The 12,331-nt window shown below is 63.6% G+C and carries 18 protein-coding genes; 10 read left to right on the top strand and 8 right to left on the bottom strand.

Annotation, left to right across the window (positions count from 1 at the left end):
- Positions 1 to 30 precede the first annotated feature (30 nt).
- Complete coding sequence (locus tag FYJ28_RS15950; protein ID WP_154580016.1) at positions 31 to 813, top strand: hypothetical protein; 783 nt, start codon at positions 31 to 33, stop codon at positions 811 to 813.
- A 17-nt stretch (positions 814 to 830) separates the two neighbouring features.
- Here the strand turns inward: FYJ28_RS15950 and FYJ28_RS15955 are convergent, their stop codons facing one another.
- The 4 genes from FYJ28_RS15955 to FYJ28_RS15970 form a co-directional block, all read right to left on the bottom strand.
- A complete protein-coding gene (locus FYJ28_RS15955; RefSeq protein ID WP_154580017.1) occupies positions 831 to 1,670 on the bottom strand; it encodes a formate/nitrite transporter family protein in 840 nt (279 codons plus the stop codon).
- 132 nt (positions 1,671 to 1,802) lie between these two features.
- On the bottom strand, positions 1,803 to 2,009 hold the full coding sequence (locus FYJ28_RS15960; RefSeq protein ID WP_055240678.1) for a helix-turn-helix domain-containing protein: 207 nt from the start codon (positions 2,007 to 2,009) through the stop codon (positions 1,803 to 1,805).
- Complete coding sequence (locus FYJ28_RS15965; RefSeq protein ID WP_195840707.1) at positions 2,009 to 2,455, bottom strand: DUF2975 domain-containing protein; 447 nt, start codon at positions 2,453 to 2,455, stop codon at positions 2,009 to 2,011. Before FYJ28_RS15965 ends, FYJ28_RS15960 begins: the two co-directional genes overlap by 1 nt.
- A gap of 200 nt (positions 2,456 to 2,655) precedes the next feature.
- Entirely contained in the window at positions 2,656 to 3,486 is an 831-nt protein-coding gene (locus FYJ28_RS15970) for a class II glutamine amidotransferase (protein WP_154580019.1), read from the bottom strand.
- A 171-nt stretch (positions 3,487 to 3,657) separates the two neighbouring features.
- Between FYJ28_RS15970 and FYJ28_RS15975 the strand changes: the two genes are divergently transcribed.
- Both FYJ28_RS15975 and FYJ28_RS15980 read left to right on the top strand, forming a co-directional pair.
- Complete coding sequence (locus tag FYJ28_RS15975) at positions 3,658 to 4,125, top strand: GNAT family N-acetyltransferase (RefSeq protein ID WP_195840708.1); 468 nt, start codon at positions 3,658 to 3,660, stop codon at positions 4,123 to 4,125.
- 512 nt (positions 4,126 to 4,637) lie between these two features.
- On the top strand, positions 4,638 to 5,237 hold the full coding sequence (locus tag FYJ28_RS15980; RefSeq protein WP_154580021.1) for a hypothetical protein: 600 nt from the start codon (positions 4,638 to 4,640) through the stop codon (positions 5,235 to 5,237).
- Between the two features lie 48 nt (positions 5,238 to 5,285).
- On the opposite strand, the gene FYJ28_RS15985 is transcribed toward FYJ28_RS15980, so the two are convergent.
- The gene (locus tag FYJ28_RS15985) at positions 5,286 to 6,182 is read right to left on the bottom strand and encodes a LysR family transcriptional regulator (RefSeq protein ID WP_154580022.1); all 897 of its coding nucleotides are present in this window, start codon (positions 6,180 to 6,182) and stop codon (positions 5,286 to 5,288) included.
- A gap of 71 nt (positions 6,183 to 6,253) precedes the next feature.
- On the opposite strand from FYJ28_RS15985, the gene FYJ28_RS15990 reads away from it, so the two are divergent.
- Together FYJ28_RS15990 and FYJ28_RS15995 are read left to right on the top strand one after the other, a co-directional pair.
- Entirely contained in the window at positions 6,254 to 7,252 is a 999-nt protein-coding gene (locus FYJ28_RS15990) for a DMT family transporter (protein WP_326831775.1), read from the top strand.
- A 144-nt stretch (positions 7,253 to 7,396) separates the two neighbouring features.
- Positions 7,397 to 8,281, top strand: a complete 885-nt coding sequence (locus FYJ28_RS15995; RefSeq protein ID WP_195840709.1) for a hypothetical protein — start codon at positions 7,397 to 7,399, stop codon at positions 8,279 to 8,281.
- Between the two features lie 88 nt (positions 8,282 to 8,369).
- On the opposite strand, the gene FYJ28_RS16000 is transcribed toward FYJ28_RS15995, so the two are convergent.
- Positions 8,370 to 8,720, bottom strand: coding sequence for a hypothetical protein (locus tag FYJ28_RS16000; RefSeq protein ID WP_154580024.1), 351 nt, complete (start codon positions 8,718 to 8,720; stop codon positions 8,370 to 8,372).
- A 163-nt stretch (positions 8,721 to 8,883) separates the two neighbouring features.
- Between FYJ28_RS16000 and FYJ28_RS16005 the strand changes: the two genes are divergently transcribed.
- From FYJ28_RS16005 to FYJ28_RS16015, 3 genes are read left to right on the top strand one after another with little or no spacing between them, the layout of a single operon-like run.
- The gene (locus FYJ28_RS16005) at positions 8,884 to 9,591 is read left to right on the top strand and encodes a histidine phosphatase family protein (protein WP_154580025.1); all 708 of its coding nucleotides are present in this window, start codon (positions 8,884 to 8,886) and stop codon (positions 9,589 to 9,591) included.
- Positions 9,592 to 9,600: 9 nt separating this feature from the next.
- Positions 9,601 to 10,155, top strand: coding sequence for a DUF3090 family protein (locus tag FYJ28_RS16010; protein ID WP_055240668.1), 555 nt, complete (start codon positions 9,601 to 9,603; stop codon positions 10,153 to 10,155).
- The gene (locus FYJ28_RS16015; protein WP_154580026.1) at positions 10,155 to 10,922 is read left to right on the top strand and encodes an SCO1664 family protein; all 768 of its coding nucleotides are present in this window, start codon (positions 10,155 to 10,157) and stop codon (positions 10,920 to 10,922) included. Before FYJ28_RS16010 ends, FYJ28_RS16015 begins: the two co-directional genes overlap by 1 nt.
- Positions 10,923 to 11,055: 133 nt before the next feature.
- Here FYJ28_RS16015 and FYJ28_RS16020 read toward each other — a convergent pair whose 3' ends face one another.
- A complete protein-coding gene (locus FYJ28_RS16020) occupies positions 11,056 to 11,526 on the bottom strand; it encodes an SRPBCC family protein (protein WP_154580027.1) in 471 nt (156 codons plus the stop codon).
- 92 nt (positions 11,527 to 11,618) lie between these two features.
- Here FYJ28_RS16020 and FYJ28_RS16025 point away from each other — a divergent pair, with 92 nt between their 5' ends.
- Together FYJ28_RS16025 and FYJ28_RS16030 are read left to right on the top strand one after the other, a co-directional pair.
- The gene (locus FYJ28_RS16025; RefSeq protein ID WP_195840710.1) at positions 11,619 to 11,861 is read left to right on the top strand and encodes a hypothetical protein; all 243 of its coding nucleotides are present in this window, start codon (positions 11,619 to 11,621) and stop codon (positions 11,859 to 11,861) included.
- Positions 11,862 to 11,996: 135 nt separating this feature from the next.
- The gene (locus FYJ28_RS16030; protein WP_154580029.1) at positions 11,997 to 12,203 is read left to right on the top strand and encodes a hypothetical protein; all 207 of its coding nucleotides are present in this window, start codon (positions 11,997 to 11,999) and stop codon (positions 12,201 to 12,203) included.
- Positions 12,204 to 12,216: 13 nt separating this feature from the next.
- Here the strand turns inward: FYJ28_RS16030 and FYJ28_RS16035 are convergent.
- A partial coding sequence (locus tag FYJ28_RS16035) for an integrase core domain-containing protein (protein WP_154579921.1) occupies positions 12,217 to 12,331 on the bottom strand: 115 nt, incomplete at its 5' end.

Here is a 12,331-nt window from a genome sequence, read left to right on the forward strand (position 1 = left end):
ATCCAACTGTCTGCGATCCCCGGGGGAACCATGAGAAAAACCGCTGCCGTCCCTGTCCTTGCTCTGCTGCTCCTGACCGGGTGCACGAATGCCGGGTCCGCGGCTTCTCCACAGACCGCATCACCGTCTGCGCCCTCCGTGCCGTCCGCCGGGCAGTCCGCAGAAGCTGACGAAGCGGCTGAGGCAACGGAAGAGCAAACCTGCTCCGAACTGCTCGGGACCGGCGGCAGGGGACCGCTGTACCAGGCAATCTCCCTTGTGCGGATCGAGGACGGGACCTTCGGTTTCGCCGGATCGCCGGATGCCGCCGGTTCCGTCGACGAAACGCTCCGGAGCCTCGCGGCGGATGCGCCGCCCGTAGTGGAACCACAGCTGGCAGAGCTGACCCAGGCGATGGGGGGCGTTCTCACGCTGGCCGAACCATCAACCGGGGCTGCCGTAAACTTCGACCCCTTCGCGTGGACGGACACCATCGGGGACATCCTCTCTGTCTGTGCCCGCTACGAGGTCGGCCTGGCAAAGCCGGCCGCGGAAGGTGCCAGTGCCGCGTACCCGGGTTACCCAATGGTCGTGAATGCCTCGTCCGTGGACTACCGCGTCGGAGCCTGGTTCAGCGGCAGTCTTATGGACGGCCGGCTCGTGGCGCTCGCGCCGGGCCTGTACGGGCCCTACAACCCGGAGGTGCCTGATCTTTCGCTTTACTACGTCTCCACGGCGGTCGCCGGAGACAGTGCCATGAAACAAGCCGTTTTCCCCGGTTCCGGTGGCACGGCGTCGTGGTCAGGCGTCCGGCCCGGCACTGAGGAACCGTAGGCTGGCTCGCCACTGGCCTAGCCGTTCCGGCGGGAGGCATCCGGGTCTGCGGGAGCTCCTGCACGGCGTTCCTTCAGCAGTTTCTTGGTCCGGACCAGGCGGAGGGCTGTGACCAGCACCAGTCCCCCCAGCACGTTAAAGAGCAGTGTGTAGCTAAACCAGGTGAGCCACTCTAGGTAGGTAATGCCGGCACCGGACTGAATGGCGCCGAAGACCAGCAGGGAATCCAGGATTGAATGGAACATTTGGAGCCCGGCGAGAAGAAATCCCCCGATCACTGTGGCTACGATCTTGGCCGGGTCGGAGGACGTACCCTGCTGCATGCGGCTCATCAGCGTGATGGTGCTTCCCCCCAGGACCGCGAGCGCAACGGTCTGCAGGGAGAACGGTGCGTCGGTGAAGTGCCGTGCAGATTCGGCAATGGTGTCCTCCCACTGCGGAAAGGCCTGCATGACGAACCACATAATGACCCAGCCGCCGGCAAGGTTGCCCAGAAGCGTCCCGCCCCAGAGTTTACCGAGTTGCCGCAGGCTTGCCTCCTTGGCAACCACGGCGGCGATCGGCATCAGGAAATTCTCGGTAAAGAGCTCGCTGTGTGCGAGGAACAGGGCAATTAGTCCCACGCTGAACGCAATTCCGGCCAGCAGATGATCTCCGGTTTGGTACATCACGGCGAGGTAAGCCATGACGCCCAGCCCCACCTCAAGGCCGCCAAAAACCCCGGTCACCAGAACATTGCGGAAGGTGCGGTGCAGCCGCTCCGCCCCCTCGGTAATGGTGTTCTCAAAGGACTCCTGCAGCTCGTCCTCGACGGGAGCTTCAGATTCCCCGATTTCCCTGCGGCGTTCTTCGCTCATGCCGTTCCCTTCGGTGCGTGCGCTGACCGTTCCGTGTCCCGACCATTAGAACTGCTCAGCGGCGCCGTCCGCGAGTGGGTGCTGACAGTACCCCGCGCCGTGCAAGCTTCGGGGCTCGGGCATAGTGGGGAATCAGTCCTCCTCCCAGACCAGGATCTCTCCGGGTTGGCAGTCGAGGACACGGCAGATTGCGTCAAGCGTGGAGAATCGAACAGCTCTTGCCCGCCCGTTTTTCAGGACAGCAACGTTTGCGGGTGTAATCCCTATCCGGTCTGCAAATTCGCCCACGGAGAGCCCGCGCTCAGCCAGGAGCGAGTCGATCACCACGCGAATAGGCATCAGACAACTCCATCAAGCTCAGCCCGCATGAACGCCGTCTTGCGCAACAGGGAACGAAGCACCAGCAGGACCATGGTCAGTGTCGCTCCAACCAGCGCGCCGCCTATCACCAGCAGGCCAAGCGCCGGGGGCCCGGGAATGAGGAACAGGGTTCCCAGCACAATGGCAGTTGCCGCAGCGAGAGCCGCCGCCATGATGTCAATTAACGTGCGTGATGTTGAGCCGAAAATACGTTCGTCCCGAATGTAGCCAACCAGGATTGCTGTAATGACGAGTACCACGTCAACGCAGATTCCGAACAGAATGGCCGCCCCAACCAGCGGCGCTTCCAGATCGGCAAACTCCGGATAGGCCGATGCCATCGACCGACCGGTACTCACGACGCCGATCTGCGCGGCGACAGTCGCAAGGAGGAGCAGAGTAAGTGCCGCACGTGTCGCGAGCACCATCTGGAGGCTAATTTTCTGCGGGAGTTTTTCCATGCCTCATGATCGATATTCGATCGATTGATTGTCAATAGATCCGCGGCGGGCGGATGCTGCCGGGTATCCGGGATCGTGCCGAACGCAGGCCCTCCCCTGAGCGCACCTGACTGACAGCCGCCCGCCCCGGTTCACACCGCCGTGGGGCACTCCTTCAACGTGCTTCAACGGGCCGCAGGCGCAAACGAATACTGTTGCTGCTCGCCTCCGTGGACAACGACGCACGTGGATTCCGGCACCTCCTGCCATGCCCCGTGCAGATCGCCCAATGGTTCGGAGACCACCAGCCGGGAGTCGTCCGAGAGTTTATTCAGCAGCACGTTCTCCGGATACAGGGCCTGAAGGGGCGTTATGTCCCTGCTGGTGAAGAGGGACCGCGACTTGCCTTGGCTGGAGTAGCGGAACGCCCAGGTGGTGTCGCCGTCGGTGGTTGCGACTGTCATCTGGACGGGATGCTCGACGCCGCGGCGCCGTCCTGCATCCTCGATGAATCCCACGGCCTCGGCGACCGCTGTGCGGGGGTCTTCCTCGAGCCCAAAGGTCAGTGCGAGGTAGAAGAACATCTCGGAGTCCGTTGATCCTTCGATCTCCGGATACAGCCCCGGATCCACCGTTATGGCCATATCGCGTTTGACCTTCGGGAAGTCCGCGAGCGCCCCGTTATGCATCCAGAGCCATTTGCCGTGCCGGAACGGATGGCAGTTTGTCTGCTGGATGGCCGTACCTGTTGTGGCGCGGATGTGCGCGAAGACGCGGCTGGCCGATGCCTGCCGTCCCAGCTCGCGCAGGTTGCGGTCATGCCAGGCGGGCTCCGTGCTGTGGAACAGGCCGGGAGTCGGTTCCGTGCCGTACCAGCCGATGCCAAAGCCGTCCCCGTTGGTGGTCTCCGCGCCCATGCGGGCGTGTTTGCTTTGCATGACCAGTGAGTTCACAGGTTTATAGAGAAGGTCATCCAAGCGGACGGGGGAACCTGAATACGCTAGCCAACGACACATGGTCGTCTCCTTCGGATCGAGCCGAGTTTGCCAAACCGGCGGTCCGAGGGGTGGGCTTCGCGAACGTCTTTACGCCCGGGCCGCAAATTCAGTCGACCACAGAACAAGAGGAAGTTCTACTGGCCGCCGGATATGCCGTCCCTAGACGTGCGCCGTGAGATGCTCGTTGCCATGACCGATCCAGCACGCCTTCGACCCGCCGAGGTGGGAGACCTGCCCTTTATTTTCCGCCAGGAGCGCGGGTACATGGAGACCATCGAGCCGGAGGCCCTTCCGGGCTGGCTGGCTGCGCTGGACCGCAACCTTGAACTCTGGATCAGCTGCCTTCCCCATACGGTTTTCTGCGTGGACGCGGACGGGCAGCCGCTCGGGTTCGCGATGTGGCTGCCCGGCGGCGACGCCGCCACCCTGGTTTCCATCCAGGTCCTCGCCAGCCACCGCCGCCAGGGGCTCGGCCGGGTCCTCCTGGAAGAGTTCGAACAGCAGGCAAGTCTCGGCGGCGCCGGCGCCGTCAAGCTTGGCGTCCACGGAACCAATCCTGCCCGCCTGCTCTACGAAGTTACGGGTTACGACGCCGCGGGCCGGGAGGGCGACTACCTCCTCTTTAGCAAGACGCTGGGCGTGGCTTCGGCCTCTTAGTGCGCTTAGTGCGCGCGGCGGCGGGCACTGTGCCCGTCAGCAGTCCTCACTCACCTCATCTGCGTACTGAGGCGGCCAGACGACCTGAACCGTTCGAAGACTATTTCGTCGGCTTCAGACCACTGGCCTGGAAGTCCGCGACGAGTTCCGACGTCGCGCGTTCCTCCCGCTGAGCACGTGGGCGAGGAGCTCGTCAGCGAGCCGCCGTGTATCCCCGAAATGCTCCACGGTGTAGTCCGGGCATGCGGCCACAGCCTCCGGGTGCGCGGCGGAGTAGTCCTGCCACATTCGGATGGCCGCGTCCTGATCAACTGGGTGTACCGGGTCAGATTCCACCAGCCCATAATCTCAGGCCCGCTCGAGAAGCGAATTCTGAGCAGGCATGGATCTGGCGACTGGCAAGGATAGGCATATGCCCCAGTCAACCTGCACACCGCGCTGAAACTGGGCCTGTTCAAGCTGCCCGCCGCCGTCTAGGGTCTGACTAACTGACAAACGGGGGATAAGAACACATGGGGAAACGAATTGCGGGCGCTGCGGCCGCATTTCTGCTGGGCGCGCTGCTGACGGGCTGCGGGGCGACGGACGCTGAGATCAATGAAGCCCAGGCCGTTGCGGAGGTGAAAGCCAACCCAGCACCAACCCCGTGGGAGCCCCGCCCTTGCCCCGGCGGTGAAATCTTCCAGCCGGACCCCAGCGGAACAATGCAGTCCATCAAGCCGGATTGCATGGACCAGGCGTTGGTGGAAGCCATTGAGGAGTTTCCGGAGCCTCTGCCCCAGGGTGCTGATTGGACGTTCGATTCCGTCGATTACTCGAATCCGGAAGAGAACCCCTCGATCGAAATGCCTGTAATCCTGGACGGCAACCAGGACGTAACGGTGGCCGAAACCTGGTTGTGTGCCTGGATGGGTTCATATCTGCAGGCCGTGGACGGAAATGACGCTCAGGGACAGGAAAGCGGCATGGCGTATCTGTCCAGGTACGTGCAGCTGCCGGCAATCCAGGAGAACCATGCCAACCCGCAGGACTTTGAGGCCAGCGTGATCGCTCCGGCAAAGGCTGGCGACCCGGCCGTCATGCGGGAGTTTTACGGTGGCTGCCCAAAGTGACGTCGGGTGAACCCTGTGGAAAAAGTTTGAAGGCGGTTGGTCCCGGGGTCAGGGCGCAGCCACAATCTCCAGGAGCGCTGTGACGACCTGCTGCACAGCAGTCCGGTGGAGCGCTTCCGGCCTGCAGAGAAGGTCCACATGCCTGGCAAGCGGCAGGTCGCGGATCGGTTTGAGAACCAGTCCGCTTCGCGGCCGCGGTGCCGCAGTGTGCCGCGGCATCAGCGCCACGGCGTCGCCGGCGGCAACGATTTCGGCCGCGATAAAGAACTCATTGATCTGATGCGTGATGTTCAGGGGCTGCCCCGCGTGAACGGCAATAGCCTGCAGAGCAGGCATCAGCGGGAATCCGTCCTGGACGGACACCCACTCCTCCCCGGCGAGGTCCCTCACAGTGACGCCCGGTCTCTGTGCCAGCCGGTGCTTCTCCGACATGGCGACATCCAGCGGCTCGCGCACCAGCGGAAGAACGGTCATTGATTCCGGCCAGGGTTTGCTGTGCTCGAGGCGGTGCGCAATCACCAGGTCATAGTCGGCAGCGAGTACGGGGAAACTCTCCTGTCCCACGTCCCTGTCGGAGCAGACCAGCCGCGGGCTCCCCTCACCTGCCAGCGCCGAAAGCAGCGGGCGGAACCAGGTGAGGCCCACACTGTTGAAAGCGGAAATACTGACCGTCGCCCGGGGATCCTGCAGGTACCGGGCCACGGCCTGCTCCGCGGAACTCATGGCAACGCTGATGTCCACCGCCGCCCGGGCCAGCGCCCGGCCGGCGTCCGTTAGGACCAGGTTCCGCCCCCGCCGTTCGGTGAGCGGGACTTCAATGCGGCGCTGCAGGGCGGTGAGCTGCTGGGAGACTGCCGACGGCGAGACATGTGAGGCACGGGCGACGGCGGCAAGACTGCCCCGCTCGCCAAGTTCCCGAAGAAGCCGGAGCTGATAAAGATCCATAAGAAAGACTAAACCGGCATTTCAGGTTTTGGCCTCTAGTCTTACGAATCTCCTCTGATCAAACTCGAGGAGTGCCCTCCTCGATACTGAATCCAGCAGCCGCCCTCCGCAATGAACGACGACGCCGGGTCGCCTCGCGTCTTTCCGCGCGCAGAGTGGACCTGCTGCTCCTCCTCGTCGCTGTTGTCTGGGGCAGCAGTTATCTCGCGGCGAAGACCCTTACAGGCACGGTCAGCGTGACCGCCATCCTGTCCCTGCGCTTCCTCATCACCGCTGTGGCGCTGGCGGTGATCTGGCTGCTCTGGCACCGCCGCCGGACGTCGCGCCGGGAGGCGGTCACCGGCGTCGTACTGGGTTTAACCCAAGCGGCCGTGCTCATCCTTGAAACCCACGGAATTGCGGGCACGAGCGCTACGAACGCCGGACTGATCATCAGCCTGGTCGTTGTGTTCACGCCCGTTACCGAGAGCATTGCCTTCCGGGTGAAGCTGCCGCGGATGGTTTTCGTCGCCGGTGTCATCGCCGTCGTGGGTGTCTGTTTGCTCGTCTCAGCAGACGGATTCGCGGCGCCCGGGGCCGGGGACCTGCTCGTGCTTGCCGCAGCTGCCGTGCGCTCCATTCATGTCACGGCGGTGTCCGCGCTTACGCGGGGCCGCAGCTTTAGCGCTCTGAATCTGACGCTGATTCAGGGCGCGGTCTGCGCTTTCCTCTACACCGCCGCCGATTACCCGGGCGTGCTCCGGACCGTGGACGGCTTCGGCGCAGCTGAATGGATTGGCGTGCTCTACCTCGGACTGGTGTGCAGTGTCTTCGCGTTCCTCGTCCAGACCTGGGCCATCCAGCAGACATCAGGATCCCGGGCGAGCCTGCTGATGGGAACCGAACCCATCTGGGCTGTCCTCATTGGAATCACCATCGGCCAGGAATCGCTTGCCCTGCTGGGCTTCGTCGGCGCTGCCCTCATCATCGCCGGCACGTATCTGGGGTTAAGGGCGGAAGCCCGCCACCGAACCGGGCTCAAACCAAGGCGTACCGGCCGGACTCAGCAGGTCACGCACCCTCCGCTTTAGGGTGTAAGGATGACGGTACGAGTACGTGCGGCCAACGCCATCTCTTCGACTCTCTCAGGGATGGATGATGCCGGTGTGCGTACGCTTATCGAAAATGCTGATCAGGTAGGCGTAGGCATAGGGGGAACCACGAAGACTGCGCGCTTGGGCGAAACCACAGTCTTCATCAAACAGCTGCCGCTGACAAGCGCTGAAGAAGCAGATCCATGCTCCACCGCCAGCCGTCTCCGGCTTCCCTTCGTTTCCCACTACGGAATAGGAACCCCTGCCAACGCAGTCGGGCGGGAACTTGCAGCACATCAGGTCACCACCCGGTGGGTTCAATCGGGTCTGGCGGACTTCTTTCCGCTCCTGCTCGGTTGGCGGGTCCTGGATGTAAAAAGCGAGGCAGACCTCAGCGAGTTCGACGGCGATACCCCTCCCCGCCAGTGGGGACCCCACTGGCCTGAAGTCCAGGGCAAACTCTCCGCCATGAAGGCCGCACGCAAGACCATGGCGCTCTTCCTTGAGTACGTGCCCGTTACCTTGGGCGACTTGATCCGCCGAAGCTTGAAAGAGGGATTCGGGGCCGAGGTTTTTCCCGGCATCGTGGACCAGCTCCTGGAAGCCACTGCATGGATGAACGGTCAGGGATTTCAGCATTTTGACGTGCATCCCGGCAACATCCTTGTCCAGGACGGCAGGCTGCTTTACACCGACTTCGGTCTGGCGCTGCACCAGGATTTCGAACTGACGCCGGAGGAAGCATGGGGCATGCGTACCCATGACGGCTTCGACCGTGATTCCGCCCTGATGCACCTGTTCCACTGGACGTTATTCGAACTCGGCTATATCTCCGGGGAAGCACGGCTTGGCCTGTTGCGCGCTGCGTCCGCCGGCCCAACTTCTCCAGCATTGGATCCTGTCCGGGCCGCGCTTGGAAGCGGTGCGGACCTGATTGCACAATATGCGGATACCGCCATCTACATCACAGAGCTGTTCGCTGCCCTCACGCAGAATGTGTACGCGACGGAGTACCGGCGCCTATAGGCGATGACACTCTAGGCGAGACGAATCGGACACCCCACGACGGCCTGTCACTCCCGGGATACAAGCCGCTGCCAGCACCGGCATCCTTCTAACCGGATTCACCGTCCCGAATGCGCCGGGAATTCTCCTCGTCTTCCACGTCGGAGATCGTGTAGGCCGGAGCGGTTGGCTGCTCAATCGTTGAACTTCCCGGGCTGAAGCCGAACAACCGCGATTGAACGGACGCTGACCCGGCAAGCGGACCGGCAATCCCCTTACGCCAGGCTCCGGCACGGGTTGCCACACGAACCAGAATCAGCACGGCCAAACCCCAGGCAACCGGGTTGGTCCACCGCTCAAGGCTCGCCGGAGTTAGCCCGTCGGCGATCATCAGCACCAGCAGCGCGATCAGCAAAACCACGGTGGACGCCGTCAGGAGGCGGGTGAGTTGTGCTGCCATGCGCCCACCCTAATCAGCCTGCGGCACTGGAGCCAGAGACTGTGCGGCCGCTTCCTTCACCGGCTCAACTGTCCCGTCCAGACGCCGTCGGAGGATTTCGTACGAAACCCGGCTCGGAAGGTACATCTGCTGGCTGCCGGCTACAGGGAACTAGGCTGGGTGGATGGCAACAGTAATCCTCGTGCGGCACGGCCGCACCACAGCGAATGCCTCCGGGCTGCTGGCCGGACGGACCCCCGGGGTAAGCCTCGACGACACGGGCCGCGCCCAGGCCGCCGCCACGGGTGAGCGGCTCGCCGTCGTACCCCTGGTGGGCGTCGTGTCCAGCCCGCTCGAGCGTTGCAGGCAAACCGCGCAGTTCATCCTCGATAGCCAGAAGGGCACTCCCCACGCGCCGATCGAGGCCGATCTCACCGAATGCGACTACGGCCAGTGGCAGGGCCAGACGCTGGCCGACCTCGCGAAGGAGGACCTGTGGAAGGTGGTGCAGTCGCAGCCGTCGGCCGTCACCTTTCCCGGCGGTGAGTCCATGGCTGCGATGCAGGCCCGCTCGGTTGCTGCGATCCGCCGCCACGATGCGGCGTTCGAAGCCGAGCACGGTCCGGGAGCAGTGTGGGCTGCGGTGAGTCACGGGGACATCATCAAGTCGGTCCTCGCGGACGCGCTCGGCATGCACCTGGACATGTTCCAGCGCATCGACGTCGGGCCGGCCTCGCTGTCGATCGTGCGTTACGGCCCGGGGCGTCCCACTGTCCATGCCACCAATACCGACACCGGGGACCTTTCGTGGCTGGCAGCTGTCCACGGGCAGGACGATGCACCGGTTGGCGGTGGTGCGGGACACGCAGCGCCGCCCGCCCAAGGAGCCTAGAGTAGTCCTATGCCTACAACCGTTCACGATTTCGACTGGCCGGACCGCGTAGTAGTCGGCACCGTCGGCGTCCCCGGTCAGCGCACGTTCTACCTGCAGGCGCGGGCGGGCAAGCAGCTCATCAGCATTGCCATGGAAAAGCTGCAGGCGGACCAGCTTGCGGAGAAGATCGACGAGATCCTCGACCAGCTCATGACCGTCGACGGCAACCCCTTCCACGTTCCCGCGAACACTCCCCTGGAGCTCGTGGACAATGACGATCTGGATGAGGTGGAGGAACAGTTCCGTGCGGGCGTGATGAGCCTGGGCTGGGACCCGACAACGGCGCAGGTCGTCATTGAGGCCTACCCCATCGAAGAAGTTGATGAGGATGACGACGGACTCGTCGAGGACGAGGACGACGCCGATGCCGCCGAGGTGCTGCGGGTGCGGATGCCCGTGGGCACCGCCCGCGCCTTCGCGAAGCGCACCCGGGAAGTGGTGGGCGCCGGGCGTCCGATCTGCGTGATCTGCGGTCAGCCGATCGACGACGACGGCCACATCTGCGCCCTCCCCGAAAACTAATGCCGGAGCCGGACCTGCTCACCGATGAGCTGACCCTCACCGGGCGGATTACGACGGCGTCCAACGCCACGTTCCTGGGCAGCATCGGCGACGCGGCGGTTGTGTACAAACCCATAGCGGGCGAGAAACCGCTGTGGGACTTCCCCGACGGGTGCCTGGCGTACCGCGAAGCCGCGGCCTACCTGGTCTCCGAAGCGCTGGGCTGGAACATCGTCCCGCGCACCTGGCTGCGGAACGGCCCCCTCGGCGAGGGCATGGTCCAGCTTTGGCAGGACGCCGATCCGGAGCAGGACGCGGTGGATCTGGTGCCACTTGGTGAGGTGCCGGAGTCAGGGTTCAAGCTCGTGCTCGAGGGTGAGGACCAGGCCGGGCAGATCGTCGCACTCATTCATGAAGACACGGCGGCGCTGCGGCGGATGGCGGTGTTCGACGTCGTCGTCAACAACGCCGACCGCAAAGGCAACCATGTCCTGGCGATGCCCGGCGGGCACCGGTACGGCGTGGACCACGGGGTCACGCTCCACGCCGAGCACAAACTGCGGACGGTGTTGTGGGGCTGGATTGGCGAGTCTTTGAGCAGTGAGGAGCTCGCGGGCATTGATCGCGTTCTTGCTGGGCTGGATGGCGATCTCGGCGAAAAGCTGGCGGAGCTGCTGACCGCCGAGGAGGTCGAGGCGCTTGCCTCGCGCTGTGCCCGGCTGCGCACGACGGCGGTGTTCCCGGGTCCGAGTGGCGGGATGCCTGCTGTGCCCTGGCCGCTGTTCTAGGTAATGACGACTCAAATCTGAGCGGTTAGGTTGTCTCCATGAAGTTGCAAACTTCAAAGACCGCAGATCGTTCCGCACCGCCCGTGTCCAGAGGAGTCCATCAATGAACATCGGAATCGGGATCAGCCCGCACCTATGGGTCCGGAGTTGGGCCTTGAGCTGAGTCCATGACGAGGAACCTGTTCCGGGTTTCTATGAGGTTCCGCAGGTAACGCGCCAGCACCAGTTTCTCCACCAACCGGCCAAGCGGGCCGAAGGGAGCTTCAAATTCGATGCGGTCGATCATGACCGTGCCAGCCGAATCCTCTTTGAATTCGTGCTCATGCCGGAACCGCTTGAACGGTCCATTGACCTGCTCATCGACGAAGTAGTCGGGGGCTTCCATGCCGGTGATGCGGCTCGTCATCCTGAACGGGACGCCGAAGTGCCAGGCCCGCCAGGTGACGTCCTTGCCCAGGGATATGAGGCCCGTAGTCACACCCGCGACCGCCTCTTCGCGGGACCGGGCCATCGAGTCCTTATGGGCATCTATGCTCCGCGCACGGTCGAACAGCTCGGTCTTGGGCGTGGTGGTCCGGGTAGTGCAAGCGAAGGAAACGGCCATCTGTGGAGTATTGCAGCTAACCGGCGGGCCCGCGGCACGCTTCCGTTGCGCACGCTGTTCCGCCACTGCGTCCTAGTGTTTAATCCAGCCGCATGGACCCGAGGAATCATCCAACTGTGCGGCGTGGAACCAGCTGGTGGCGGCGCCGGCCCTGGGCCCTGGCGATACTGCTCACTGGTATTGGCATCCTGCTGCTGCGCGACCCCACGGGGTGGAGCATCATCGGCGCCGTCGCATGCACTGCCGGGGCCGGGGTCACCATTTACCTCGGAGAAAGAATGGTTAAGGGTCTCCGGCACGAGTACCGATACAAGACTGACGAGCCCCTCCCTTAAACGATGCCATCCCAAAACGGACAGACCGAAAACAGGATCGTTTGAGGTCTGCACCTCCGGCGTCTAGGGTGGCCGGACAGCCACCACCGGCCAGGTGGAAGCAATGAAGTCCACTGGCTCAGGAAAGGTTCATTGATGCACAAGAAATCTAACCGGGTATTCATCAGCTTATTGCTCGCAATGTCGCTGGCAGCAGCAGCTCTCATCCTGAGCATTCCCACACTTTTCGACTCGCCCGTCCCAGGTCAGCTCTGGCTCGCCGCAGTACTGGGCATCCTCACTGCTGCGCTGGGAACGGCCGTTCTGCTCCTTCGGCCGAAGCGCCGGGGCAACGGCGCCTAGCTGTACCCGGCCGTCAGGTTGGTAGCAGTCGGCTGATGGGTGGTTTGCCTCCGAGTGCGCTATGGCGTCGTTCATTGTTGTAGTGCTCGAGCCATGGTGCAAGTGCTGCTGTGCGTTCCTGGTTGCTG

The organism is Arthrobacter sp. BL-252-APC-1A (genome assembly GCF_009696625.1).
Taxonomy (GTDB): Bacteria; Actinomycetota; Actinomycetes; order Actinomycetales; family Micrococcaceae; genus Arthrobacter_B.